Source organism: Microbulbifer salipaludis, assembly GCF_017303155.1.
GTDB classification, from domain to species: Bacteria; Pseudomonadota; Gammaproteobacteria; order Pseudomonadales; family Cellvibrionaceae; genus Microbulbifer; species Microbulbifer salipaludis.
In genome coordinates, this window is sequence record NZ_JAEKJR010000002.1 from 276,923 (window position 1) to 301,664 (window position 24,742).

Sequence of the window (24,742 nt, forward strand, 5' to 3'; positions counted from 1 at the left end):
CAATACTCCATCCTTAAATCGGGTAACCCGTGCGCGGACAACCCCAGAAATTAGCGATGTATTGTAACTGATGGGCCGATCAAAGAGCAGCCACCGCTGGCTACGCGAACATTTCAATGACCACTACGTCAAGCAATCCCAGAAAGACGGGTACCGCTCGCGTGCGTCCTACAAGCTGCAGGAGCTGCAGGAGAAGGACCGCCTGATCAAACCCGGCATGACCGTGGTCGATCTGGGTGCCGCCCCTGGAGGCTGGTCCCAGGTGGCCGCAGAACTAGTGGGTCACAAGGGCCGCGTGCTGGCCTCCGATATCCTGGAAATGGACGCACTGGCGGGGGTGGATTTCGTTCAGGGCGACTTTACCGAGGAAGCGGTGTTCGACCAGCTGCTGGAAAAGCTGGGAGAAGAGCGCGCCGACCTTGTGATTTCCGATATGGCCCCCAATATGAGTGGAGTGCGCGCCGTGGATCAGCCGGCCTCCATGTATCTGGTGGAGCTGGCGGTGGACATGGCGCGCCAGACCCTGAAGCCCGGGGGCGGATTTGTCGCCAAGGTGTTTCAGGGGGAAGGTTTCGATGAACTGATCCGCGATCTCCGCAGTCAATATCAGACCGTGGTTACCCGCAAACCCGGTGCATCCCGTCCCCGCTCTCGCGAAGTCTACGTTGTAGCGCGCGGCTTCAAGGGATAGGCCGCACTACCGCCCGGGAGCCGCATCCCCGGATGACCAACGAGCCCCGTTGCTTTGGCGCAGGCGGGGCGGTGTGGTACAACGGCACCCTGCGCCGGCAATGGCTGGCGCCCGCTTCCTGTCTTCAGCACTCCTTCTGACGAATACCGCAGGGGCTGGATGACCGGAGCGACAGATGTACGATTTTCGCCGCCTATACTGGGTGGAATGGAATTAGCTGCTAAGGCAATGGCAAGAGGGCATACCCTTTGAACGATATGGCAAAGAATCTGGTGTTGTGGCTGATCATCGCTGCGGTGCTGCTGATGGTCTTTCAAAACTTCAAGCCGCAAACCCGGGACGAGTCCGTCAGCTATTCCGAGTTTGTACAGGATGTACAGTCTGGCCAGATTAAGAGTGCTCTGGTCGATGGCCTGGTCATCACCGGCGAAAAGGCCGATGGCAGCCGTTTCAAGACCATCCAGCCGCAGATCATCGACGACGAGCTCACCAACGAGCTGGTGCGCGGTGGCGTACAGTTCAATGGCCGTGAGCCAGAGTCCCCCAGCATCTGGCAGCAACTGCTGGTGGCCAGCTTCCCGATCCTGATCATCATTGCCGTATTCATGTTCTTCATGCGTCAGATGCAGGGCGGCGCGGGCGGCCGATCCGGCCCCATGGCCTTCGGCAAGAGCAAGGCTCGCCTGTTAGGCGAAGACCAGATCAAAACCACTTTCGCCGATGTGGCGGGTGTGGATGAAGCCAAAGAAGACGTGCAGGAGCTGGTGGAGTTCCTGCGCGACCCGTCTAAATTCCAGCGCCTCGGCGGTGCCATTCCCCGCGGTGTACTGATGGCGGGCCCCCCCGGTACCGGTAAAACCCTGCTGGCCAAGGCCATTGCCGGCGAAGCCAAAGTGCCCTTCTTCTCCATCTCCGGTTCCGACTTCGTGGAAATGTTCGTGGGCGTGGGTGCATCCCGTGTGCGCGATATGTTCGAGCAGGCCAAGAAGCAGGCGCCGTGCATCATCTTTATCGATGAGATCGATGCCGTTGGCCGTCACCGCGGTGCCGGTGTGGGCGGTGGCCACGACGAGCGCGAACAGACCCTCAACCAGCTGCTGGTGGAAATGGACGGTTTTGAAGGCAACGAGGGCGTGATCGTCATCGCCGCCACCAACCGCCCGGACGTGCTCGACTCCGCGCTGCTGCGCCCGGGCCGCTTCGACCGTCAGGTGTTTGTCGGCCTGCCGGATATCCGCGGCCGCGAGCAGATCCTGAAAGTACACATGCGCAAGGTGCCGCTGGACGAGAAAGTCGACCCGCAGACCATTGCCCGCGGTACCCCCGGTTTCTCCGGCGCGGACCTCGCCAACCTGGTGAACGAGGCCGCCCTGTTTGCCGCCCGCGCCAACCGCCGCATGGTCACCATGGAAGAATTCGAGCGCGCCCGCGACAAGATCATGATGGGTGCCGAGCGCAAATCCATGGTGATGAACGAGAAGGAAAAGACCAACACCGCGTACCACGAAGCGGGCCACGCCATCATTGGTCGCCTGGTGCCGGAGCACGATCCAGTGCACAAGGTCACCATCATTCCCCGCGGCCGCGCTCTTGGGGTGACCCAGTTCCTGCCCGAGGAAGACAAATACAGCCTGAGCAAGCGCGCGCTGGAATCCCAGCTGTGCTCTCTGTTCGGCGGCCGTATCGCCGAGGAAATGACCCTGGGTGCCGACGGTGTGACCACCGGTGCCTCCAACGATATCGAGCGCGCCACTGACATCGCCCGCAGCATGGTTACCAAGTGGGGCCTGTCGGAAAAACTCGGCCCGCTGCACTACGGTGAAGATGAAAGCGGCCAGCCCGGTCAAGGCAACCCGATTTCTGGCAAAACCTCTAATGAAATCGACGAGGAAGTACGCCGCATCATCGACACCTGTTACGACCGCGCGCAGAAGCTGCTGGAAGACAATCGGGATATCCTGGAAGCGATGAAAGACGCGCTGATGGAGTACGAAACCCTGGATGCGGAGCAGGTGGACGACCTGATGGCCCGTCGCAAGGTGCGCCCACCGAAAGACTGGCACGACAATGACTACACCGGCGGCGGCCCCGCCGACGAGGTGCCGGAGGCTGACGCCGACGTGAAGCCTAAAGATGGCGACACCCCGGTGGGTGGCCCGGTCAACGGCCACTGAGCGCCAGCGCCCAGCCTGTCCGCCGCCAGCGGCGCGACATGGCACCAGACCTGAAACGGGCCCTCTGGGCCCGTTTTGTTTACCGCCGGTTTATTTCCTCTTTTATTTAGATCGCCTGTCTCGCTTATGAAGTTGCACTGCGGAACCCGCACACTGGATTTGTCCCGCCCACAGGTGATGGGCATTCTCAATACCACCCCCGACTCCTTTTCCGACGGTGGCAGCTACTACGCGGGCGGCGACCTGAATCTCGATCTGGTGCTGTACCGTGCGGAGCAGATGGTGCGCGATGGCGCCGCCATCCTGGATATCGGTGGTGAGTCCACCCGACCGGGTGCCGAGCCGGTATCAGAAGAAGAGGAACTGGCACGGGTCGTGCCAGTGGTGGAGGCCATCAGCCAGCGTCTGGACGTGGTCATCTCCGTGGATACCAGCACCGCGGCGGTCATCCGCGAGTCCGCCGCGGTCGGCGCCGGCCTGATCAACGATGTGCGGGCGCTGACCCGACCCGGAGCACTGCAGGCCGCTGCGGCCACCGATCTGCCTGTCTGCCTGATGCATATGCAGGGGCAGCCCGGCACCATGCAGGCCAAGCCTGAATACAGCGATGTGGTCGCCGAAGTGCGCGAGTACCTTGATCAGCGGCTGGCCGCCTGCATCGAGGCCGGAATCGACCGTGCGCGGGTGATCTACGACCCGGGCTTTGGTTTCGGCAAGAACGACCAGCACAACCTGGCGCTGCTGCGCAGCTTGCCGGAGTTAGCGCCGACGGACGTCCCCCTGCTGGTGGGGCTGTCACGTAAATCCATGATCGGCCGCCTGCTGGGCCGCGAGGTAGAAGAGCGCCTGCCCGGCAGCCTCGCTCTCGCCCTGCTGTCGGCTCAGCGCGGTGCCCGCATTATTCGGGTGCACGATGTGGCAGCCACCGCGGATGTGCTTAAAATGCGCGAGCTTGTAGACTGCGCTTGATAAAAATTAGTAATTGAGAATGAGTTGTAAGATGACCAGAAAATATTTCGGCACCGACGGTATCCGTGGCCTGGTAGGTGAGGGAGCCATCACTCCGGATTTCATGCTGCGCCTCGGCTACGCAGTTGGCAAAGTACTCGGTGCCAGAACCGGCAGTGCGCGCAGCCGCATCCTGATCGGCAAAGACACCCGCGTCTCCGGGTACATGTTTGAGGCCGCGCTGGAAGCCGGCCTGATCAATGCCGGCGTTGATGTGGGCCTGCTCGGCCCCATGCCCACCCCGGCCATCGCCTACCTCACCCGTACCTTCCACGCCCAGGCGGGCATCGTCATCAGCGCCTCGCACAACCCGTACCAGGACAACGGTATCAAGTTCTTCAGCGCCGACGGCAGCAAACTGCCGGACCAGGTGGAAGCCGAGATCGAAGCCGCCCTCGACCTGCCCATGGAAACCGCCAAAGACCTGGGCAAGGCCTGGCGCATTGACGACGCCGTGGGCCGCTACATCGAATTCTGTAAGGCCAGCACCCCCTGGCGCTACTCCCTGCAGGGACTCAACATCGTGCTCGACTGCGCCAACGGCGCTACCTACCACATCGCGCCCAAGGTCTTCCGCGAGCTGGGCGCAGAGGTGCACGCCATTGGTATCCAGCCAGACGGCGTCAATATCAATCTGGAGTGCGGCTCCACCAAGCCCCAGCAACTGCAGAAAGAAGTGGTCGAGCGTGGCGCCGACCTCGGTATCGCCTTTGATGGTGACGGCGACCGGGTCATGTTTGTCGACAAGCACGGCAACCTGGTCGATGGTGACCAGCTGCTGTTCCTGATCGCTATCCACCGCCAGCAGTTCCTTGGCGGCTGCAGCGGGGTAGTGGGCACCCAGATGAGCAACTACGGCTTCGAGCTGGCCCTGCAAGACCGCGCCATTCCCTTCGCCCGCGCCAAAGTAGGCGACCGCTATGTGCTGGAGCAGATGTACAAGAACGGCTGGACCCTGGGCGGGGAGTCCTCCGGACATATCGTGTGTACCGACGTCACCACCACCGGCGACGGCATCATCTCCGCGCTGCAGGTATTGCGCGCGGTCAGTGACTTCGGCGAACCGCTGCACCAGCTCACCGGTAAAATGGAAATGCTGCCTCAGCACATGATCAACGTGCGCCTGGCCAGTCGTGACGGGGTGCTGGAGCACAGCGATGTGCAGGACGCAGTGACCCAGGTGGAGACCAAGCTGGCGGGCAGTGGTCGCGTACTGCTGCGCCCATCGGGAACCGAACCTCTGATCCGGGTCATGGTTGAGGGCAAAGACCCAGAAGTCGTCCAGCAACTGGCGGGGGATATCGCCAAGGTGGTGGAGCGCGTCGGCAACGCCTGACGCGTCCCCGGTGGTGCTCATCCCCAGTGAAAGCCACCGGAACCCCTTGATTAATCAACAGAAAAACCAAGACAAAAATCCATAAATATCCGGAAACGCTGGTTGTATGTTACCGGCAATACCGCTAAGATTTGCGCCCCTTGGAGGAGCACCCATGCGTAAAACCCTGGTAGCTGCCAACTGGAAAATGCACGGCACCAAAGCGTTTGCCGAGCAACTGTTGGCCGAGCTGAACAACGGACTCAAGTCCCGCGAGTGCTCCGCGCAGGTCGTTATTTGCCCGCCGTACCCCTATCTGGGTGTCGTCGCAGGCAACATCGGCCAGGCCCAACTGGGGGCGCAAAACCTCAGCGAGCAGCCCTCCGGTGCCTACACCGGCGAAGTTTCCGCAGAGATGTTGCTGGACTGCGGCGCACGCTACGCCATTGTCGGCCACTCGGAGCGTCGCAGCCTGTATGGTGAAAGCAGCGCACTGGTCGCCGCCAAGTATGCCGCCGCCAAAGCGGCAGGCCTGATCCCGATCCTCTGCGTGGGCGAGTCCCTCGAAGAGCGGGAAGCCGGCAAAACGCTGGAAGTGGTGGCCGAGCAGATTCAGGCGATTGTCGCCCTGGGCCTGCCGGATACCTGGCAGAATGCCGTCGTCGCCTATGAACCCGTGTGGGCCATCGGCACCGGCAAAACCGCCAGCCCGGAGCAGGCGCAGGAAGTGCACCAGTTTATTCGCCAGCAGCTGGGCGAAGCCGGTGGCGAGACGCAAATTCTCTACGGAGGCAGCGTCAAAGCGGCCAATGCCGCAGAACTGTTTGCCAAGCCCGATATTGACGGTGCGCTGGTAGGCGGTGCCTCTCTGAAGGCAGAAGAATTTATTCAGATTTGCTGCGCGGCAGACTGAGCGCAGCAATAAATTTTTGAGCAAGGGCCAACGCCCGACAGCAGGTTTTCTGGACAATGGAAAAACTGGTACTAATCGTACATATCCTCACCGCACTGAGCATCATCGGCCTGATCCTGATGCAGCAGGGCAAGGGTGCGGAAGCAGGCGCCTCCTTTGGTGCCGGCGCGTCTAACACCGTATTCGGCAGCCAGGGCAGCGGAAATTTCTTTTCCCGCTTGACTGCAATTATGGCGACGGTATTCTTCGTCACCAGCTTCGGCCTGGCCGTCCTCGCCAGCCGCGGTGCAGCACCGGAGATCGAAGGTATCCCGCAAGTACCGGCAGCGGTAGAATCCCGCGGACCGGCAGCGACCGAAAGCGACATTCCTGAGCTTCAGGAACAAGCCCCGGCCGCAGACGATCTGCCAGCAGCAGAAGAAGCCCCTCAGGCTGAACTGCCAGAAGCCGGCAGCGAAGAGACTGAGGAGCAGCCTCAGTAAGCCGCAAGGCTAAATCAAAAACTGTAAAGTTTTTGCCCAGGTGGTGGAATTGGTAGACACGCTATCTTGAGGGGGTAGTGAGCTATGCTCGTGCGGGTTCAAGTCCCGCCCTGGGCACCACATTGAAAGCCGGACCTTTCATGAGTTCGGTATCCTTCCGAAAGCCCCGCATCGCGGGGCTTTTGTGTTTCTAGCGGCAATAATCTGACCCTGTAGGCTATTTCACTCGCAGCCCTTCTAAGCAATACTTCAAGCACTACGTGACCGATAGAGTTGACGTTTGCATGTGCTCTCATGCTTCTGCCGCAAATAATTCATGTTATCAGTCTCCCCCATTGGAGATATCCGGCGCCATTGGTACCCTGGATAAAAATAATCAAAAGTGACTACGCAGTAGGGAAGCCTCCGGATGTCAGACACTCTGACCTATTACAACGACAATGCAGAATCCTTTGTAGACTCTACGTTTGACGTGCCGATGGAGGCTATATATCGCCGCTTCCTTCCATACGTACCAGAAGGCGGTCACATACTTGACGCGGGCTGTGGATCAGGCCGCGATGCCTTGCACTTCCATAGTTCGGGCTACCGGGTAACCGCATTCGATGCCTCTCATGAGATTGTTTCCCTTGCTGCACAGAAAACCGGGCTGCCGGTTGTTTGTCGGTCATTTCTTGATGTAAGTGAGTGTCAGACCTATGACGGTATCTGGGCCTGCGCCAGTCTATTGCACCTTCCTGAGCGCAAGATTCCCGAAGCGCTGGATCGTCTCTGGACTGCGTTGAAGCCCGAGGGGGTGTTGTATGCGAGTTTCAAAGTCGGCGAGAGGGAGCGCGAGAGTGATGGGCGGCATTTTACCGATGCAACAGAGCAAAGAGCCTCTACATGGTTTGAGTCAGTCACGACAGGTATGCATATCGAATTTTGGCGTACAGCGGACCAGCGTCCTGACCGAAATGAACAGTGGTTAAATATGCGGATTATTAAGGTCCCGCCGAAGCACAATCGGCTTACTGTCGGAGGTCAGAAGCATCACTTTTTACCCAAGCTGTGCCAATCGATACACCTATCCTCAAAGGTCGATATGGCTGTCGCTTTCGTAAAAACCACTGGCTTAAATCTGTTGCTGCCAGATCTATTGGATGTGCTGCAGAGAAATGTAGATCCGGCGCGAGTTCGAATTCTCACTAGTGACTACCTGGATATAACTGATCCGGAAGCGTTGCGTAAATTGACCTTACTACAGGATCACGGAGCGCAGGTGTGTATCTACGAAAGTAAGGGAAGCAGCTTTCACATGAAAGCCTACCTATTTTCTGGTGGTGATAAGTATGGTGCGCATTGGGGTAGAGCATTTATCGGCTCCAGTAACATCAGTAAGCAGGCCTTACAGGATGGGCTGGAATGGAATTATCAAATTGACTACCCAGGAGATGCTGGATATCTGGAGGCGACAAGCCGATTTGATGAGCTATTTCTCGATCCGAAAGTTGTCCCGTTAACTGACCAGTGGATCGATGAATATACTAGACGACGAGTTCCCCCGCCGCGATCAATTGCTCCAGGTAGTACCGAAAGTGAGCCGCCACCAGTGCCAACCGATGTTCAAAAATCGGCTCTCGCAGCTCTCGACCAATCGAGGAATGATGGCTATTCGAGAGGGCTTGTTGTACTTGCAACGGGTTTAGGGAAAACATGGCTATCTGCGTTTGACGCGAAGCAAATGGGGGCGCACAGAATATTGTTTGTGGCGCATCGAGAAGAGATTCTCAATCAGGCCGCTGAAACCTTTATTCGGATTAAGCCGGAAAGTCGCGTTGGCTTTTATAGCGGTAAGCAACGAGACCGGCTGGTCGATGTTTTGTGTGCTTCGATTCAAACGTTGGGCAAAGAGGTCCACCTGGATAATTTTCCTCCTCAGTATTTTGATTACGTCGTCGTTGACGAATTTCATCATGCCGCCGCACCAACGTATCATCGGCTTCTAAAGCATTTTGCACCAAGGTTCATGCTGGGCTTGACGGCTACCCCTGATCGAACAGACCGATCGGACATCCTGTCACTGTGTGACGACAACCTGGTTTACGAGTATCCGTTGTTTGATGGCGTACGAGGAAACTATCTTGTTCCGTTTCACTATTATGGGATCTACGATGAGGCTGTCGAATATCAGGAGATACCATGGAGAAATGGAAAGTTCGCCCCTGACCTATTGGCGACTAAACTTGCCACAGCTGGGCGAGCACGACATGCACTTCGAGTGTGGAAGCAGCATAAGCAAGTTAGAACATTGGCATTCTGTGTTTCTCGTAGCCATGCGGATTTTATGGCCGAATATTTTAAGCGGAATGATATCCGAGCTGCATCGGTGCACGGCGAGTCGGAAATGTCTCGAGGAGAGGCCTTGGAGTCGCTTGAGTCCGGAGATCTCGAAATTATTTTTTCCGTTGACCTATTTAATGAAGGTGTCGATTTGCCCGCGATTGACACGGTCCTCTTGCTCAGGCCAACAGAGTCCAAAGTTCTATTTCTTCAACAAATAGGACGGGGGCTGCGTAGGAGCGTAGGTAAAGATAAGCTTGTCATTCTAGATTTTGTTGGGAATCACCACAGTTTCCTGCACAAGCCTCAAGCCTTAATGGGGCAGGCCATGAACTTGCGGGAGGTGGCCGAGTTTGCACGAAAAGCTGAGCGTAAGCAGCTAGATCTTCCTGAAGGCTGTTTCGTTAATTACGATCTGGAAATCATTGATTTTTTGAAGGGGTTAGATAAAAAAGGTTCAGAGAAAGACTACCAGGCTCTCAAGGATACCCTTGGGAGGAGGCCGACACTGACCGAGTACTATCACTTTGGTGCGAACATCAAGAATGTCCGGAAGCAACATGGAAGCTGGTTTGGATTTCTTGGTGATATGGGTGATCTTTCGCAGCCTGAGATGGCGGTTAAGTCCTTACATAGTCACTTTATGGAGGAAGTGGAAAAAACCTCTATGGCTAAGTCATTTAAAATGATACTCCTTGAGGCATTTCAGTCGCTTGATGGTTGGGAGAATGGTGTAAATCTTGCGGCGCTTGCAGATGAATCGTGGAGTATTTTAAAGCGAAGGCCTCGTCTATTTGCCGAAATTACTGATTCTGTCAGTCACTCAGGGAAGTCTTCTGTTGAGTGGCGGAAATACTGGAAGAGAAACCCGGTCGATCATTGGACAAATAAATCGCCGGCGTTGTTCAGTATTGACGGTGACCGGTTTGAGCCGACATTCAATGTCGAACAGCCTATATTGGATAATTTCGAGGCGATGGTCCAAGAATTGATCGATTATAGGCTTGCTTCCTATGAGGCCCGGCAAGCGGCGAAGTCAGATTCAGAGGCGATCAAAAGTGTAGTACCGCTCGCAAGTAAAGGTACGGAGCTTCCCTTTTTTCCTTCACTGAAGATCGCGTGTGGTCACTTTAGAAATAGCCTTGCGGAATTGGAGAATGTCGATTATCGGTCACTTCAGGGCGGGTATGGTCGCTTAAGTCGAGAGCGGCATTTTATAGCGTTGGCATCCGGAAACTCCATGAATGGGGGGAAGAACCCCATTCATGATGGTGACTACTTGTTGCTTGAGCAAATTTCATCAAATGCGGCGGGGAAAATCACCGGAGAAACCTTGGCTATCGAGAGGTTGGATGAGGCTGGGGATACGCAGTATTTACTGCGCAACGTGAGAAAGTCTTCTGAAGGACAGTATGTTCTCGAAGCCGCTAATCCAGATTATGACGATATTTTCGTCACACGTGAGCTGGCCGAGCAGTTCAGAACATTTGCACGACTAAAGGCAGTTATTTCACCTTTAGAGATGGCGCGGGGTCAGGAGCTACTAAGAGAGGATATCCCCAATTTATTCGGGGCGGTTTTCAATGCCGGGAGCTGGAATAGCGGTCATGTGTTCGTGAAGGAAGCTGGTGCTCATATCCTTCTTGTGACCCTAAATAAGCAGGGGAAAAGCGCCGAGCACCGCTATGTGGATCACTGGGTAGATGAAAATACCTTCCATTGGCAGAGTCAGAACTCTACTACCCCCGAAAGCAAGCGTGGAAGAGAGCTGATTAATCACAAGCGCATGGGGTTCTCTGTGCACCTGTTTGTTCGTGAGAATAAGCTTCTTAACGGTAAGGCTGCGCCATTTGTGTACCACGGACCAGTTGAGTACAAAAGCCATGAAGGTAGTGCGCCGATGAGTGTATTGTTCCAATTGACGGACTAGATTGTAAGCTGAACCTAGCCATTGATAATGTGTAGTGGTTCAGACTTCATCTCACAGTTACCGGTTTTTCAGTAGGTATTCTGTCAGGTAAAGCTTGAACCACTAATCCTTGGAGTTGCCCGCAAACGGAAACAGTTACTGAGGGCGTTGTTCCGCTTTGACCGCAGAAATGCGCTGCCGAGGCGATGTGTGATCTGATGATCCTAGAGGATCGGCCAGTACACACGTTCCGCGGTTTGCCCCTCGGACGATTGACTCATTTAGCATACGCATATACCAGCTGATATCCATGAGTCTTGCGCGCCATATCTCCACAACCTCTATAAGTTTCGCCACCTCCTCCGTATCGAGAACTCATCCGTATCGAGAGCTTCGTGGCGAGCAAAAAGCTGGGACAGCAGTGTGGCGCTGATAGCCTTTTGTTTTATGGATGTTCAGGAAGACATTTCAGGAAAGGCGTTCTGCGGAAGCATTTGGGTTAGCTAAACGACAGTATTTACTACCGATGTTGATGTGCCGAAATGGGTTGCGCAGGAGGCTAATACAAAAACGACCCCGCATGAGCGGGGCCGCTTGTTTACAAGCGTATCAGGTCAACTTGGCCTTGATCAGGCCAGGTAGTCCATTATCGACGTTTTTAGTTACATGCCCCCAGTGACATCCAGGGCTGGCCTGAGCCGGTGCCGCCATTGTTGCTGGATGGGTCATCACCTTGTGTCCACCACTTGGCTTCATAGCGTACACCGTCTTTTTGCACTTGATCGCCTTTGAGGTAGACGGCCCCGGCATTCCAGGTCGGTATGCTTGGGCAGGTGCCGCCACCGGAACTGCTGCCGCCGGAACTGCTTGAAGAGCCACCGGACGAGCTGCTGGAGCCGCCGCTAGACGATCCACCGCTAGATGAAGAGCCGCTGTCATCACAGCTACGCAGGTGAGTCCAGGAGGTTTCCCAGTGCAGGCCGGCACCTGGCTCGTAGGCCCAGGCCGCGGATGATGAGCACCAGCCGGCAACGTCGCAGCGGTATTCGCTGCCCAAGTTCTGAACTTCTTGCCCTGTACTATAGCTGGCGCCCGCGACGTACTGGGGTGCACTGCATGAGCCGCCGCCGGATGAACCACCAGAGCTGCTTGAGGATGAACCGCCGGAGCTGCTTGATGACCCGCCACCGTTACCGGGCTCCGTGTACAGCAGTCGGTTTGGCGAACCATTGACGCCACTAATCGCCCCCGTTGTTGCCAGATCTATCATGCGTCTCTCGATGGTCGAAGGTGAGGCGCCCGGGTCTTCCTCCAGCAGCAGTGCAGCCATGCCCGCACCGTGTGGTGAGGCCATGGAGGTGCCGCTGATTGTGTTTGTCGCGCTTGCCCCAGTCCACCATGCGGAAGTGATGTCTGAGCCCGGCGCGAAGAGATCAACACAAGATCCCCAGTTGGAAAAGTTCGACCGGCTGTCGCTGGAGGTTGAAGAAGCAACAGTCACGGCACTGCTCTCGCGTGCTGGTGAGTAACTACAGGCGTTGGCATTATCATTGCCGGCGGCCACCACGACGGTAACCCCCCGATTCACTGCTCCGCGCACCGCTGAGTCCAGTGCGGTAGAGATGCCGCCACCAAGGCTCATGTTCGCGACGGCCGGTTTAACGTGATTGGATGCGACCCAATTGACGGCATCGATAATAATCGAACTGCTGGTTTCTCCGGAGCAGCCAAAAACTCGTACGGAGTGCAGCGTCACATCCTTAGCCACTCCCCAGGTTGAGCCCCCCACCGTGCCTGCGACGTGGGTGCCGTGGCCATTACAGTCTTCGGTGCCCCGGCCGTCGTTGACGCCGGCGAATCCATTGCCCATGCGTCCAGCGAATTCTTGATGCGAGCCCAGTATCCCGGTATCGATGATGTAGGCATGCACACCGCGGCCGGTACTGTCATAGGTGTAGGCGTTGTCGAGCGTTCTCTGGCGTTGATCGATGCGGTCGAGTCCCCAGGTCGCCGGCGACTGAGTGGCGCTGGTATACATCACCTGATCCTGCTCGATGTAGGCAATCGAGCTGTCCTCGGCCAGTCTCTGGACTTGATCCGGCGATGCCTTGATGGAAAAACCCAGTATGGCGTTATCGTACTGGTGCATAACAGAAACGCCAGCATTTGCTGCGATGCGATTGGTTTCTGTAGTTACAAACTGTGAGGTGCTGATCGAATGCAGGCGCGCTTCGTCTTTCAGGACGACAATATATTGATCCGGGATTGCGCGGCTGGAATCTACAGACAGAATATCCGCTGCGGCCAGCGCGCCGGAAGACAAGGGGATGGCCCCGGCAACTAATAACGAGGCCAATATTTTATGGGTGTACTTCATGTTGATTATTCTCCAATTATATTTATGTAGTAAAAAGAATGGCCGAATGGAATTCGGCCAAAAACAACAACGAAATGCATGAACTACAGGTACAACATCCCCGTTACCATATCGATGAATATGGCTGAGAGATTCGGGTTGATATATTTTGCGCGAACAAATCCATAAGCCGCTGCGGATGAAGCGACTTGAGATTCCGGTCAGCTAAAAATATCTAAATCAGATGAGTGTTTTTGTTGCGTTACAGATCAGAAATAGGCTCGAGCGAGAATCTGCTCGATATCTAATGAGCTAATAAGCTTGCGATAGATAATATGATGATAGCGATGCAAAGCCTTGATGCGCGTGTCATCCATTTTTATGAAAACAGACAGAAACCTGGAAGGTTTTTTTGAGGCGAGGGGCTTAACTGGCGCTCTTAATCGCGTGGAAGCGCAATTACTATTCGACTTATGATCGACCACAATTATTCTCCAGTTTATTAGGTCTCAATCACTTGATCGGAAAGCAATTGATGTGGTGCTTGAGATCGGCGAAATCAGCTTTTGACTGATTCTTAAGTCAAAATACGGGCAGAATGATAGCGCTGTCAATGTGGTGCAATTATTGTGGCGCGCAGCTCCTTGTGTTCACGGTGACGATCGTACCAACTAGGGCGTTTGCAATAAAAACGCCTACAGTGCTGGCACATTTCTGTGTTTATCGAATGGATTAATGCAGTAACCGGGCGCGCTTATTTATTGTTGTGCGCCCGGGGGTGCTGTTGAAGCGAGAGGCGGGTGTACCACTTTCGAAAGTTCTTGGGCTGCGGCTCCAGTCGCCCGCTACTCCACCGGCTCCAACCGATAGAGGCCCGCGTCTGTCTGATCGTTCAAAAGATAAATAAATCCATCGCGCCCCTGGCGTACATCGCGGATACGGCCGATCTCGCCGTCTAGCAGCACTTCTGTCTCCTTCACTTCGCTACCGTCGATGACAATACGCAGAAGTTTTTCACTGAGCAGGCCGCCTGCCAGCAGGTTGCCTTGCCACTGGGGGAACAGTGGGCCATCCACTTGGGCGAGGCCGGAGGGGGCGAAGCGGCCTTCATAGTAGTGCTGGGGTTGCTGGGTGCCGGGTACGGACGGCTTGCCGATGGCCTTGTCGCCACTGTATTCCTGGGAGCGGCTGGCCGTGGGCCAGCCATAGTTCTTGCCGGCCTCAATCAGGTTCAGTTCGTCGCCGCCGCGGGCGGCGTGTTCACTGGCCCAGATCTGATCCTGGGCCGAGACCACGAGGCCCTGAATGTTGCGGTTACCGAAGCTGAATATCTCATCCAGCCCCGCCTTGTCGCCGGCGAAGGGATTGTCTGCCGGCGCCTCGCCGGTGTCGGTGAGGCGCAGCACGCTGCCGGCGTGGTCCTCAATATCCTGCGCGCGTTCGCGCACTCTGCCGCGGTCGCCGATGGTCATCATCAGGGTGCCGTCATTGCGCCAGGCCAGTCGGGAACCATAGTGACGGCCGGGTTGGGAGAAACGATCCTGCACAAACAGTTCTTCGAAGTCGGTGAGGGTGTTGCCGCTGAGTTTGGCGCGGCCCAGCGCGGTGGCGGTGCCTTTTTCACCGGCCTTGTCACCGGCTTTGGAATAGGTGAGATAGATCCAGTCGTGGCTGCCGTCGCCGTATTGTGGGTGCAGCACGACGTCCAGCAGACCGCCCTGGCCAGCGGCGGACACCTCGGGCACACCTTCCAGGTAAGTAGTCTGTCCCTTGTCCACCAGCGCCAGGCGGCCGCGGCGCTCGGTGATCAGGAAGCGTCCATCGGGCAACTGTGCGACCGCCCAGGGGTGATGCAGGCCTGTAGCGACGCGCACGAGTCGCACGTCGTGCTTGTCGGTACCGATGCGCTCCTCGATTACCTCGGCAGCCGTTGCGACGGTTCCGCTGGTGAGTGCGAGTGCCGCGAGGCCGCGGGCTATATATTTGGCCAATCGGTTCATGTAGTTGGTCTCCTGTATTGCAACCTGTGTGCCGCTGCCGAATGCTATTGGGCCGCCAGTAAGCAACAGCGTGCGTATACTTTCGCTATGCAGAAATGCGCATAAAAAAGCCGGGTGAGTGCCCGGCTGTGTTTACGCTGAGAATCGCGTTTTCGATCATCGCTTTTGAGGGGGTTTACGCTGCGGGCTACACATTCTCCACATTGTGATAAACCGCCTGCACGTCTTCCAAATCTTCCAGCATATTCAAGAACTTCTCAAACAGCGCCACATCATCCCCGGCAATCTGGGTGTAGGTTTGCGGCACGAACTGAATTTCGTCTGCGTCGAAATCAATCTCGCCAAAGGCTTCGATTAATCCCTGCTTGGCTTTGTTGTACTCGGTGTGGGGGGCGAAGACGGTGAGTTTGCCGTCTTCGTTTTCGATATCCGTTACGTCCACATCCGCTTCCATCAGCGCTTCCAGCACCGCTTCCTCGTCGTCGTGTTTAAAGGCGAGGATGGCGAGGTGATCGAAACTGTGGCTGACGGTGCCTTGGGTACCAATTTTGCAGTGGGTTTTGGTAAACGCTTGGCGCACGTCGCCGAAGGTGCGGTTGGGGTTGTCGGTGAGGCACTCGATGATGGCCATGCAGCCGCCGGGGCCGAAGCCTTCGTAGCGGGCGCGGGCGAAGTCTTCGCCGGCTCCGCCCTTGGCTTTGTCGATGGCTTTTTCAATCACGTGGGCGGGAACCTGGTCTTTTTTCGCGCGGTCGATCAGGCTGCGCAGGGCCAGGTTGCCGTTGGGGTCGACGCCGCCGGACTTGGCGGTGACATAGATCTCGCGCCCATAGCGGCTGTAGACCCTGGCTTTCATGTTCGAGGTCTTGGCCATTGACTCTTTGCGGTTCTGGTAGGCTCTGCCCATGGGCTGGTGCTCCGGTATCGTTGCGTATTTCTGGGAAATCGGGGAAGTGGGCGATTTTACTGGGCGGCAGGCCCTAAGAGAAGCTGTTCGCGCACCCGCTCCGGCTGCCCGGCAGCTGGGCAGCTGAGGGCTGTTTGGTCACAATAACTCATGGGCAAGGCGACATTGCCCCTTTAATCACTGGTTGGAGAAGTCTGTGTATCCGTCATCAAACAATGTCATGGAGCGCCTGTTTGCGCTGCGCGCCCACGGAACCACGGTGCGTGGTGAGCTGCTGGCGGGGCTGACGACCTTTGTCACCATGGCTTACGTGGTGTTTGTAACCCCCAATATGCTCGCCGGTACGGGCATGGATCCGGGGGCGGTATTCGTGGCCACCTGCCTGGGCAGTGCCGTGGCCTGTTTGCTGATGGGGCTTTACGCCAACTGGCCGGTGGGGCTGGCGCCGGGTATCGGCTTGACCGCCTTCTTTGCCTATACGGTCGTGGGTGAGATGGGCTACAGCTGGCAGGTGGCACTGGGCGCGGTGTTTATTGCCGGGGTGCTGTTTGTGGCCATGAGCCTGTCGCGGGTACGGGAGTGGATCATGAACAGTATCCCGATGTGCCTGCGCTACTCGATGGGCGCCGGGGTGGGCCTGTTTCTGGGGCTGATTGGCCTGAAAACCGCGGGCATCGTGGTGCCCAGTGAGGCGACTCTGGTGTCGCTCGGGTCTTTCCGGGAGCCTCAGGCACTGCTGGCGGCGCTGTGCTTCCTGCTGATTGCGATACTGAGTTTCTGGCGAGTATTCGGGGCGATTCTGGTCAGTATCCTGGTGGTGACAATGATCGGCCTGGGGCTCGGGCTGGTGGAGTACAGCGGCCTAGTGTCGGCGCCGCCGAGCCTGGCGCCTACCTGGATGGCCATGGATATCCGTGGTGCCCTGGATGTGAGCATGGTCAGCGTGATACTCGCGTTCCTGTTTATCAATATCTTCGACACCGCCGGCACCCTGATGGGGGTTGCCCACCGCGCGAAGCTGATCGAGCCAGATGGCACCATCGAGAAGTTGCCGCGGGCGCTGAAGGCCGACAGTACCTCCAGCGTGTTGGGTGCCTTCGTCGGGAGCCCGCCGGTAACCAGTTTTGTGGAGAGCGCCTCGGGCGTGGCAGCCGGGGGCCGCACCGGGCTCACCGCGGTGACTGTGGGTGTGCTGTTTATGCTTTGCGTCTTTTTTGCACCGCTGGCAGGCATGATTCCAGCGTACGCCACCGCGGGCGCACTGATCTATGTGGCGATGCTGATGATGGGCGGGATGTCGCTCATTGATTGGGAGGACCTGACCGATGCCATACCGGCGGTCGTGACCATGATCATGATGCCGCTGACGTTTTCCATCGCCAACGGGATTGCGCTGGGTTTCCTGACTTACACCGCGCTCAAGCTGTTTACCGGCCAACACCGGCAGATTTCATGGAGCCTGTATGTGCTGAGCGCGTTGTTTCTGGCCAAGTTCGCGTTCCTGTAAATCTCGGCTGAAGTTGCCCGCACGCTGTGTGGCTGCTACGTGTGGTTGTAACGTGTGGCTGCAAGAAGGCGGAACTGATTTTGCAGGGGTAGGATAAAACGTCGCTTTCCGGGGGCAGGATTGTGCTGTGTGCCGGGAAGTGTTCACCGGGATGTTGAAAGGAGTCGCCATTTGAAAACGTTACCGTCGATCCACACCGATATGCGTGCCGCGGACCTGTCGCACTGGCTGCAAAGCCTGGCGGCGGTGGCCGTGGCTGCGGTGCATCCAGACAACCTGTTTTCGGGCCCGTTGCCGCCGCCCGGGCGCAAAACCCTGGTGGTAGGGGCCGGGAAGGCCAGTGCGGCCATGGCCGCCGCGCTGGAGCGGGCGTGGCAGCAGCAATACCCGGAGGCAGACCTCACTGGGCTGGTGGTCACGCGCTACGGCCACGGCGCCCGTTGCGATCGCATCGAAGTGCTGGAGGCGTCCCACCCCATGCCGGACACCCTCGGTGAGGTAGCCGCCGAGCGCATGCTGGAAGCGGTCGCGGGGCTGACCGAAGACGACCTGGTGATCGCACTGATTTCCGGTGGTGGCTCGGCATTGATGAGCCTGCCCGCGCCCGGATTGACCTTGCCGCAGAAGCAGGCCATCAACCGCGCACTGCTGCGCAGTGGTGCGCCCATTAGCGAGATCAATACCGTGCGCCGGCATTTGTCGGCCATCAAGGGCGGGCGGCTGGCAGCGGCCGCACACCCGGCCAAGGTGGTGACCTACCTGATTTCCGATGTGCCCGGCGACGCGCCCACGCTGATCGCTTCCGGGCCGACACTACCCGACACCACCACCCCCGCCGATGCACTGGAAATCCTGCAGCGCTACAACATCGATATTGCGCCGGCCGTACGCGCCCATCTGCAAAGCGCCGCAGACAGCCCACGGCCGGACGACTTCGCGTTTGCGGGCGACCGGGCGCTGATGCTGGCAAAGGCCGCCGACGCGCTGGAAGCCGCCCGCGCGGCGGCACAGGCGGCCGGCGTTGATGTGCGCGTGCTGGGGGACAATCTCGAGGGCGAGGCGCGGGAGCTGGGTGCGGCGCATGCCGAGCTGGCAGTGCATTGTCGCGATCAACTCAAGCGGCCTGCGCTGATCCTGTCGGGCGGGGAGACCAGTGTGACCGTCACCGGCGACGGCCGAGGTGGGCGCAATGTGGAATATCTGCTCGGGCTGTTTAAAACTCTCGGCGGCGCCGAGGGCATTTACGGCCTGGCCATCGACACCGATGGCATCGACGGCTCTGAAGACAACGCCGGTGCCTTCTTTGCGCCGGATGACTGGAGCCGGATGCAATCCCAGGGACTGAGTCCGCAGGATTACCTCGCCAACAATGACGCCTATAGTTTCTTCGGGGAATTGGGTAACCTGATCGTCACCGGGCCAACCAGAACCAATGTCAACGATTTCCGCGCAATTCTGGTGCTCCCCGCGGCGGATAAATAGTGGCGCGGCGGGGGTGCTGGGAAATTGCTGACTAAGCTGTGTCTAAGCCATCGGCCCCGGTCAGAATTTGCCAGAGAGAGATCATGACCCAAATCCCCGCCAGCCAGCGAACCGCCAACCCCCTCCGTCGCACCAAAATTGTCGCCACCCTCGGCCCCGCCAGTGATAAACCCGGGGTGCTGGAAAAGCTCATCGCCTCCGGCGTGGATGTGGTGCGCCTAAATTTTTCCCACGGCACCGCCGATGACCACCGCCGGCGCCTGCAGCAGGTTCGGGATATTGCCGATCACCAGGGCCGGACCGTGGCGGCACTGGGGGACCTGCAGGGGCCCAAGATCCGTATTGCCCGCTTTCGCGATAACCAGGTCACCCTGCGGGAAGGCGAGTCCTTTGTGCTCGATATGGCGCTGGATACCAACGACGGCGACGAGCAGCGCGTGGGCTGTGATTACAAGGAGCTGGTCAACGATGTGGCCGCCGGCGATGTGCTGCTGCTGGACGACGGGCGCGTAATCCTCAAGGTGGAGCAGGTAACCAGCCGCCATGTGCTGACCACCGTGGTGGTGGGTGGACGGCTCTCCAACAACAAGGGTATCAACAAGCAGGGTGGGGGGCTGTCGGCCGCGGCCCTGACCGACAAAGACCGGGCCGACCTGAAAACCGCCATCGACATCGGCGTGGATTACCTGGCCGTCTCCTTCCCGCGCAGCGCCTCGGATATGCGCGAGGCGCGGGCGCTGCTGGGCGAGGCCGGCAAGCACATCGGCCTGGTAGCCAAGGTGGAGCGCGCCGAAGCCGTGGCGGAAGACGAAACCCTGGATGAGATTATCCGCGCCTCTGAGGCGGTCATGGTGGCCCGTGGGGACCTGGGGGTGGAGATCGGCGATGCCGCGCTTATCGGCGTGCAAAAGCGCATGATCAAGCGCGCCCGCCAGCTCAACCGCGCGGTGATCACCGCCACCCAGATGCTGGAGACCATGATCACCGCCCCCCTGCCCACCCGCGCGGAAGTGTTCGACGTGGCCAACGCGGTGCTCGATGGCACCGATGCGGTCATGCTGTCGGCGGAAACCGCCGCCGGCGATTATCCGGTGGAAGCGGTGGAGGCCATGCACCGGCTGTGCCTTGGTGCCGAGCGCGAGCGCTCCGCACAGGAGTCTGGCCACCGCATGCATCAGGGCTTTACCCGCATCGACGAAACCATCTCCCTGTCCGCCATGTATGCCGCCAACCACCTCGAAGGCGTCACCGCCATTGCCTGCATGACCCAGACCGGCTACACCCCGCTGATTGCCTCCCGCATCCGCTCCGGCCTGCCCATCGTCGGTCTCGCCCACGACCCCATCGCCCAACGACGCATGGCCCTGTATCGTGGGGTCATCTCGGTCCTGTTCGTGCCCGGTGAACATGAGGGTGACCGGGAGCTGAACCAGCGCGCCCTGGATACCCTCAGGGCCCGGGGAATCGTCGAGCCGGGGGATCAGGTCATACTGATTCGCGGCGACCTGATGCAGTCCCACGGCGGCACCAACACCCTGAAAATTCTTGATGTGATGTAATGATGTAAAGGGGCGTCGACAGGGCGACAGTGCACAAACTGGCGGGAAAATTGCCTAGTAAAGGGGAGGCTCCGATAGAATGCCGAAGTGCGCGGTGAAATCCGCCAGAGAATCAACTACTAAGAATGAACAGAGGGCAGTGCCACCGATGGCCTAATCTCAGACACAAACTGATAACTGAAATACACCGAGCCAGTATTCCTAAGTCTTGTATAGGGGGTGCTGGCCGCGGGCGGCAATGCCAGCTCGCCAGGGTCGCAAGGGAAACCGAACGGCCTCCCGCATTTGGAAAGGTGATGAAAAAGAATAACGTCCTGGAAGACGGCTACGGCCGCCGCTTCTACTATTTGCGCCTGTCGGTTACAGACGTCTGCAACTTTCGTTGCGACTACTGCTTGCCCGAGGGCTACCAAAGCGTCCCTAAAGCCCCCGATCTCTCGGTCGCGGAGGCTGCTACTGTCATGCGCGCGTTTGCCCAACTGGGCACCCAAAAGGTGCGCCTCAGTGGCGGCGAACCCTCCCTGCGCAAAGACCTCCCGGAGCTCATTCAGGCCGCCAGGCAAACCCCCGGCATCCAGCGCGTCGCCGTCACCAGCAACGGTTACAAACTCCCCAGCGTCATCGATAGTTGGCACCTAAGCGGCCTCGACCAGCTCAACATCAGCATCGACAGCCTCGACGACAACGAATTCGCCCGCATCACCGGCCACGACTGCCTGCCCAAAATCCGCGCCGGCATTGATCGCGCACTGGCATTGGGCATACAAACCAAAGTGAACGCCGTACTGCTCAGTGATGGTGCGCAGGCCCGCCTGCAGCAGTTCCTCCGCTGGCTCAAAACCACCCCCGTCACCCTGCGCTTTATCGAACTCATGCAGACCGGCGACAACCGCGACTACTTTGCCAGCAACCACCTGCGCGGCAGCGACATCGAGCAACAACTGATCGAGAGCGGCTGGCAACTGCTCCCCAGAGCCATCGACGCCGGCCCCGCCCGCGAATACGTCCACCCGGACTACGCCGGCCGCATCGGCCTGATCACCCCCTACAGCAAAGACTTCTGCAGCAGCTGCAACCGCCTGCGCATCTCCGCCCAGGGCAAACTGCACCTGTGCCTGTTCAGCGATGCCGGCCTCGACCTGCGCGAAACCATCCGTACCGGCGATGCCGATGCACTGGCAGAAAAAGTGCGGGCGCTGATTGGTAACAAAGAAGTGAGCCATTATTTACAAAACGGAAATACCGGTGGAACCCAAAACCTATCCATCATTGGTGGCTAGCTTTTAAAGCTAACGAAGCACAAAAATTTGAATTGAAGAGCGGGCGTCGGGTGAAGGGTTTCAGGATCGTCGGCAACAGGGATGTTGCCGACGAAGCGTACAGGGATGTATTCACAGCGGTCCTGAAACCCTTCACCCGATGATCGCTCGCCACAGAACCAAGAACAGAGCGCAAAAACCATGAGCCACGCCCCCACAGACCCAAACCAAAAACTCAACATCGCAGTCCTGACTGTCTCCGACACCAGAACCGAAGAAAACGACACCTCCGGTAACTACCTCGTCGAAGCGTTAAAGGCAGACGGCCACAACCTCGCCGCCAAAGCCATCGTCATCGACGACAAATACCTACTGCGCGCCCAAGTGTCCGCATGGATCGCCGACCCCGAAATCCAGGTCATTCTCACCACCGGCGGCACCGGCTTCGCCGGCCGCGACTCCACCCCCGAAGCCCTCGCCCCACTGTTCGACAAACACATCGACGGCTTCGGCGAAATCTTCAGGGCCGTCAGCTATGAAGAAATCGGCTCCTCCACCATCCAGTCGCGCGCCCTCGCCGGGCTCGCCAACCGCACCCTCATCGCCTGCCTGCCCGGCTCCACCGGCGCCTGCAAAACCGGCTGGAGCAAACTGCTGAAGGAACAGCTCACTGCCAGCCACAAGCCCTGCAATTTCGTCGGCTATCTGTCCAAATAAATTCCCTGAGGCCGCCAACACCATGACACTCACACACCTCAATCAGCAGGGCGAAGCCAGCATGGTCGATGTCACCGACAAAGACATCACCGACCGCTCCGCGCGCGCCCAGTCTGCCGTCGCCATGTCCAGCGAAGCCTTCGCACAACTGCAGGCCGGCAACAACAAAAAAGGCGATGTGCTCGCCACCGCCCGTATCGCCGGCATCCAGGCCGCCAAGAAAACGGCCGACCTGATTCCCCTGTGCCACCCGCTGGCACTCACCAAAGTGCAGGTGGACTTCACACTGGACCCGGCCAACTGCACCGTGAACATAGCCAGCTACTGCCGCCTCGCCGGCCGCACCGGTGTGGAAATGGAAGCGCTTACCGCCGCCAGCGTGGCCGCCCTCACCATTTACGACATGTGCAAAGCGGTCGACCCCGCGATGGTCATCGGGCCAATCCAACTGCAGGAAAAAACCGGTGGCAAGCGCGGTCACTGGACCCCGCACAGTACGGGGGAGGGCGCGTGATTCGAGTGCTGTTTTTTGCCAGCCTGCGGGAGCAGTTGGGCCGCGATGCCATTGACTGGGAAGCGGGGCAGCTCGCCGATGTCAGTGCATTGCGCAGCGCGCTCGCCGGCCAAGACGAAACCTGGCGCAAGGCGCTGTCGCAGCCGCAGCTGCAGGTCGCGGTCAACCAGCAGCTGGCGAACCTGCAATGTCCCGTGCGCGATGGTGACGAAGTAGCCTTCTTCCCCCCGGTCACCGGAGGCTGAGATGACAGCGGACATCTCCATTGCGGTACAGGCCGAAGGCTTCGACCCCGGGGCGGAATATAACCGGCTGCGGCGCGCAAACTTTGCCGATGGTGCCACCGCCGTGTTCGTGGGCAACGTGCGCGATTTTTCACCAACGGAAACCGGTGGGCATCAACAGGTCTCGGTACTCGAGCTGGAGCACTACCCCGGTATGGCGGAATCCGCACTTGCTGCCATTGCCCGTCAGGCCGCCGAGCGCTGGCCGCTGGGCAGGGTGCGCGTCATCCACCGCTTTGGCCCTTTGCGCGCCGGGGATGAAATCGTATTCGTGGGGGTGACCTCGGCCCACCGCCAGGATGCCCTCGATGCCTGTGGCTTCATCATGGACTTTCTCAAAAGCCGCGCGCCCTTCTGGAAGAAAGAAGTAAACAAAGACGGGGAGCAGGGCACCTGGGTGGCGGCTCGCAGCAGTGACGAGAAAGCGTTGAAGAAATGGTGAGTGCACACTCTCATTAAAGTGGGTGCTCACTAACCTGTCGGGGCATAATTTTCGCGCCACAATGCGCCGATCACGTGGTAAGTAGGAAGTGTGTCGCGGAAATTCAGCCACCTTGTGGGTTTCGTCACATTTTTCCACCGCCTGGCGGCCGTGATACCTGTCACATAATCGAGATTTATTCTCTTGTCCTTTGAATTTTAAGAAAAAATTCTTCTCCGACTCTGTGCGCGAGTTTTGAAGCGCCTCACATCTCCCCCTCGTCCCTTGCCATACAATCTGCCCGGCTAAGGCTGCCTCTCCGACGTTGGTCGGATGTTTGAACGGCACTCCTTGGTAACGAATTTCAGGGCGGGGTTTGAGGTCTAGGGGATATGCGCAGAATTCTGATCACACTGGCAACAGCGGTGCTGTTGTCCCTGTCCGTTCTGGCGAGCGCCCAGAATGTCAGCCGCGAAGAGATTCGCGGCCTTGATGAGCAGATCCAGGACGTCAAGAAAGACGTGATCGGGCTGACGTCGGAGCTGAACCGGCTGGAAGAAAAGCTGCTGTTCCCCTCCAATACGCAGGCAGCCTTTTTCATCTCCCTGGCGGGTGCCGCCAGCAGTGACGACTTCAGCCTTGAGTCGGTTGAAGTCAAACTTGGCGACCAGGTTGTCGCGCACCACCTGTACACCTATCGCGAAATCGAAGCCCTGCAGCAGGGCGGTGTACAGCGTATCCACACCGCCAATGTGCAGACCGGCACCCATCCGCTGGTGGTGAGTTATTTCGGCAAGTCCAAGTCCGGCAAGGAGTACCGCGGTTCTGCGAGCTACAGCGTGGAGAAGGCGGTAGGTCCGAAATTCGTTGAAATCCAGATCGCTGGAACCCAGTCAGCCATTCATTTCAAGGACTGGTAAGC

General features: G+C 58.2%; 19 protein-coding genes, 1 tRNA gene and 1 riboswitch. Of the genes, 17 read left to right on the forward strand and 3 right to left on the reverse strand.

Going from position 1 to position 24,742, the window contains the following annotated elements; translation table 11 throughout:
* Positions 1 to 70 precede the first annotated feature (70 nt).
* From rlmE to JF535_RS06950, 8 genes are all read left to right on the forward strand, one after another.
* The gene (gene rlmE, locus JF535_RS06915; RefSeq protein ID WP_066967001.1) at positions 71 to 691 is read left to right on the forward strand and encodes a 23S rRNA (uridine(2552)-2'-O)-methyltransferase RlmE; all 621 of its coding nucleotides are present in this window, start codon (positions 71 to 73) and stop codon (positions 689 to 691) included.
* Between the two features lie 257 nt (positions 692 to 948).
* Positions 949 to 2,865, forward strand: a complete 1,917-nt coding sequence (gene ftsH / locus JF535_RS06920) for an ATP-dependent zinc metalloprotease FtsH (protein WP_207003605.1) — start codon at positions 949 to 951, stop codon at positions 2,863 to 2,865.
* A gap of 126 nt (positions 2,866 to 2,991) precedes the next feature.
* Positions 2,992 to 3,834 carry a dihydropteroate synthase gene (folP, locus tag JF535_RS06925; RefSeq protein WP_207000654.1) on the forward strand — a complete coding sequence of 281 codons (843 nt, stop codon included), beginning with the start codon at positions 2,992 to 2,994 and terminating at the stop codon, positions 3,832 to 3,834.
* A gap of 31 nt (positions 3,835 to 3,865) precedes the next feature.
* Positions 3,866 to 5,209: a phosphoglucosamine mutase gene (gene glmM / locus JF535_RS06930; protein WP_207000656.1), complete on the forward strand. Its 1,344-nt coding sequence runs from the start codon at positions 3,866 to 3,868 to the stop codon at positions 5,207 to 5,209.
* Between the two features lie 154 nt (positions 5,210 to 5,363).
* A complete protein-coding gene (gene tpiA / locus JF535_RS06935; protein WP_207000659.1) occupies positions 5,364 to 6,101 on the forward strand; it encodes a triose-phosphate isomerase in 738 nt (245 codons plus the stop codon).
* A 56-nt stretch (positions 6,102 to 6,157) separates the two neighbouring features.
* On the forward strand, positions 6,158 to 6,583 hold the full coding sequence (gene secG / locus JF535_RS06940; RefSeq protein WP_207000660.1) for a preprotein translocase subunit SecG: 426 nt from the start codon (positions 6,158 to 6,160) through the stop codon (positions 6,581 to 6,583).
* A gap of 34 nt (positions 6,584 to 6,617) precedes the next feature.
* Positions 6,618 to 6,703, forward strand: a tRNA-Leu gene (locus JF535_RS06945).
* A gap of 289 nt (positions 6,704 to 6,992) precedes the next feature.
* Complete coding sequence (locus JF535_RS06950) at positions 6,993 to 10,835, forward strand: DUF3427 domain-containing protein (RefSeq protein WP_207000662.1); 3,843 nt, start codon at positions 6,993 to 6,995, stop codon at positions 10,833 to 10,835.
* A 637-nt stretch (positions 10,836 to 11,472) separates the two neighbouring features.
* On the opposite strand, the gene JF535_RS06955 is transcribed toward JF535_RS06950, so the two are convergent.
* From JF535_RS06955 to JF535_RS06965, 3 genes are all read right to left on the reverse strand, one after another.
* Positions 11,473 to 13,191, reverse strand: coding sequence for a S8 family serine peptidase (locus JF535_RS06955; RefSeq protein ID WP_207000664.1), 1,719 nt, complete (start codon positions 13,189 to 13,191; stop codon positions 11,473 to 11,475).
* An 824-nt stretch (positions 13,192 to 14,015) separates the two neighbouring features.
* Positions 14,016 to 15,170, reverse strand: a complete 1,155-nt coding sequence (locus tag JF535_RS06960; protein WP_207000667.1) for a PQQ-dependent sugar dehydrogenase — start codon at positions 15,168 to 15,170, stop codon at positions 14,016 to 14,018.
* Positions 15,171 to 15,357: 187 nt separating this feature from the next.
* Entirely contained in the window at positions 15,358 to 16,077 is a 720-nt protein-coding gene (locus JF535_RS06965; protein ID WP_207000669.1) for a YebC/PmpR family DNA-binding transcriptional regulator, read from the reverse strand.
* Between the two features lie 196 nt (positions 16,078 to 16,273).
* Between JF535_RS06965 and JF535_RS06970 the strand changes: the two genes are divergently transcribed.
* The 9 genes from JF535_RS06970 to JF535_RS07010 all read left to right on the forward strand — a co-directional run bounded on the left by JF535_RS06970 (position 16,274) and on the right by JF535_RS07010 (position 24,740).
* A complete protein-coding gene (locus tag JF535_RS06970) occupies positions 16,274 to 17,584 on the forward strand; it encodes an NCS2 family permease (RefSeq protein WP_207000671.1) in 1,311 nt (436 codons plus the stop codon).
* Between the two features lie 171 nt (positions 17,585 to 17,755).
* The gene (locus JF535_RS06975; RefSeq protein WP_242523743.1) at positions 17,756 to 19,066 is read left to right on the forward strand and encodes a glycerate kinase type-2 family protein; all 1,311 of its coding nucleotides are present in this window, start codon (positions 17,756 to 17,758) and stop codon (positions 19,064 to 19,066) included.
* A gap of 83 nt (positions 19,067 to 19,149) precedes the next feature.
* Entirely contained in the window at positions 19,150 to 20,625 is a 1,476-nt protein-coding gene (gene pyk / locus JF535_RS06980; protein WP_207000673.1) for a pyruvate kinase, read from the forward strand.
* Between the two features lie 173 nt (positions 20,626 to 20,798).
* Positions 20,799 to 20,936, forward strand: a riboswitch (molybdenum cofactor riboswitch).
* Positions 20,922 to 21,905: a GTP 3',8-cyclase MoaA gene (moaA, locus tag JF535_RS06985; protein ID WP_207000675.1), complete on the forward strand. Its 984-nt coding sequence runs from the start codon at positions 20,922 to 20,924 to the stop codon at positions 21,903 to 21,905. (Overlaps the previous riboswitch by 15 nt.)
* Before the next feature lie 180 nt (positions 21,906 to 22,085).
* Entirely contained in the window at positions 22,086 to 22,601 is a 516-nt protein-coding gene (gene moaB / locus JF535_RS06990; protein WP_207000677.1) for a molybdenum cofactor biosynthesis protein B, read from the forward strand.
* A 22-nt stretch (positions 22,602 to 22,623) separates the two neighbouring features.
* Positions 22,624 to 23,115, forward strand: a complete 492-nt coding sequence (gene moaC, locus JF535_RS06995) for a cyclic pyranopterin monophosphate synthase MoaC (protein WP_207000679.1) — start codon at positions 22,624 to 22,626, stop codon at positions 23,113 to 23,115.
* Positions 23,112 to 23,360, forward strand: coding sequence for a molybdopterin converting factor subunit 1 (gene moaD / locus JF535_RS07000; RefSeq protein ID WP_066966951.1), 249 nt, complete (start codon positions 23,112 to 23,114; stop codon positions 23,358 to 23,360). Before moaC ends, moaD begins: the two co-directional genes overlap by 4 nt.
* A gap of 1 nt (position 23,361) precedes the next feature.
* Positions 23,362 to 23,841 carry a molybdenum cofactor biosynthesis protein MoaE gene (locus tag JF535_RS07005; protein ID WP_207000680.1) on the forward strand — a complete coding sequence of 160 codons (480 nt, stop codon included), beginning with the start codon at positions 23,362 to 23,364 and terminating at the stop codon, positions 23,839 to 23,841.
* 371 nt (positions 23,842 to 24,212) lie between these two features.
* Positions 24,213 to 24,740: a lipid-binding SYLF domain-containing protein gene (locus JF535_RS07010; RefSeq protein ID WP_066966948.1), complete on the forward strand. Its 528-nt coding sequence runs from the start codon at positions 24,213 to 24,215 to the stop codon at positions 24,738 to 24,740.
* Positions 24,741 to 24,742 lie beyond the last annotated feature (2 nt).

Bases quoted from the DNA above. Each gene is read 5' to 3' on its own strand.
- pyk (WP_207000673.1), top strand. From the start codon at position 19,150: ATGACCCAAATCCCCGCCAGCCAGCGAACCGCCAACCCCCTCCGTCGC.
- JF535_RS06965 (WP_207000669.1), bottom strand. From the start codon at position 16,077: ATGGGCAGAGCCTACCAGAACCGCAAAGAGTCAATGGCCAAGACCTCG.
- glmM (WP_207000656.1), top strand. From the start codon at position 3,866: ATGACCAGAAAATATTTCGGCACCGACGGTATCCGTGGCCTGGTAGGT.
- JF535_RS07005 (WP_207000680.1), top strand. From the start codon at position 23,362: ATGACAGCGGACATCTCCATTGCGGTACAGGCCGAAGGCTTCGACCCC.
- moaA (WP_207000675.1), top strand. From the start codon at position 20,922: ATGAAAAAGAATAACGTCCTGGAAGACGGCTACGGCCGCCGCTTCTAC.
- JF535_RS06960 (WP_207000667.1), bottom strand. From the start codon at position 15,170: ATGAACCGATTGGCCAAATATATAGCCCGCGGCCTCGCGGCACTCGCA.
- secG (WP_207000660.1), top strand. From the start codon at position 6,158: ATGGAAAAACTGGTACTAATCGTACATATCCTCACCGCACTGAGCATC.
- JF535_RS06955 (WP_207000664.1), bottom strand. From the start codon at position 13,191: ATGAAGTACACCCATAAAATATTGGCCTCGTTATTAGTTGCCGGGGCC.
- ftsH (WP_207003605.1), top strand. From the start codon at position 949: ATGGCAAAGAATCTGGTGTTGTGGCTGATCATCGCTGCGGTGCTGCTG.
- rlmE (WP_066967001.1), top strand. From the start codon at position 71: ATGGGCCGATCAAAGAGCAGCCACCGCTGGCTACGCGAACATTTCAAT.
- moaC (WP_207000679.1), top strand. From the start codon at position 22,624: ATGACACTCACACACCTCAATCAGCAGGGCGAAGCCAGCATGGTCGAT.
- JF535_RS06950 (WP_207000662.1), top strand. From the start codon at position 6,993: ATGTCAGACACTCTGACCTATTACAACGACAATGCAGAATCCTTTGTA.
- tpiA (WP_207000659.1), top strand. From the start codon at position 5,364: ATGCGTAAAACCCTGGTAGCTGCCAACTGGAAAATGCACGGCACCAAA.
- folP (WP_207000654.1), top strand. From the start codon at position 2,992: ATGAAGTTGCACTGCGGAACCCGCACACTGGATTTGTCCCGCCCACAG.
- JF535_RS07010 (WP_066966948.1), top strand. From the start codon at position 24,213: ATGCGCAGAATTCTGATCACACTGGCAACAGCGGTGCTGTTGTCCCTG.
- moaB (WP_207000677.1), top strand. From the start codon at position 22,086: ATGAGCCACGCCCCCACAGACCCAAACCAAAAACTCAACATCGCAGTC.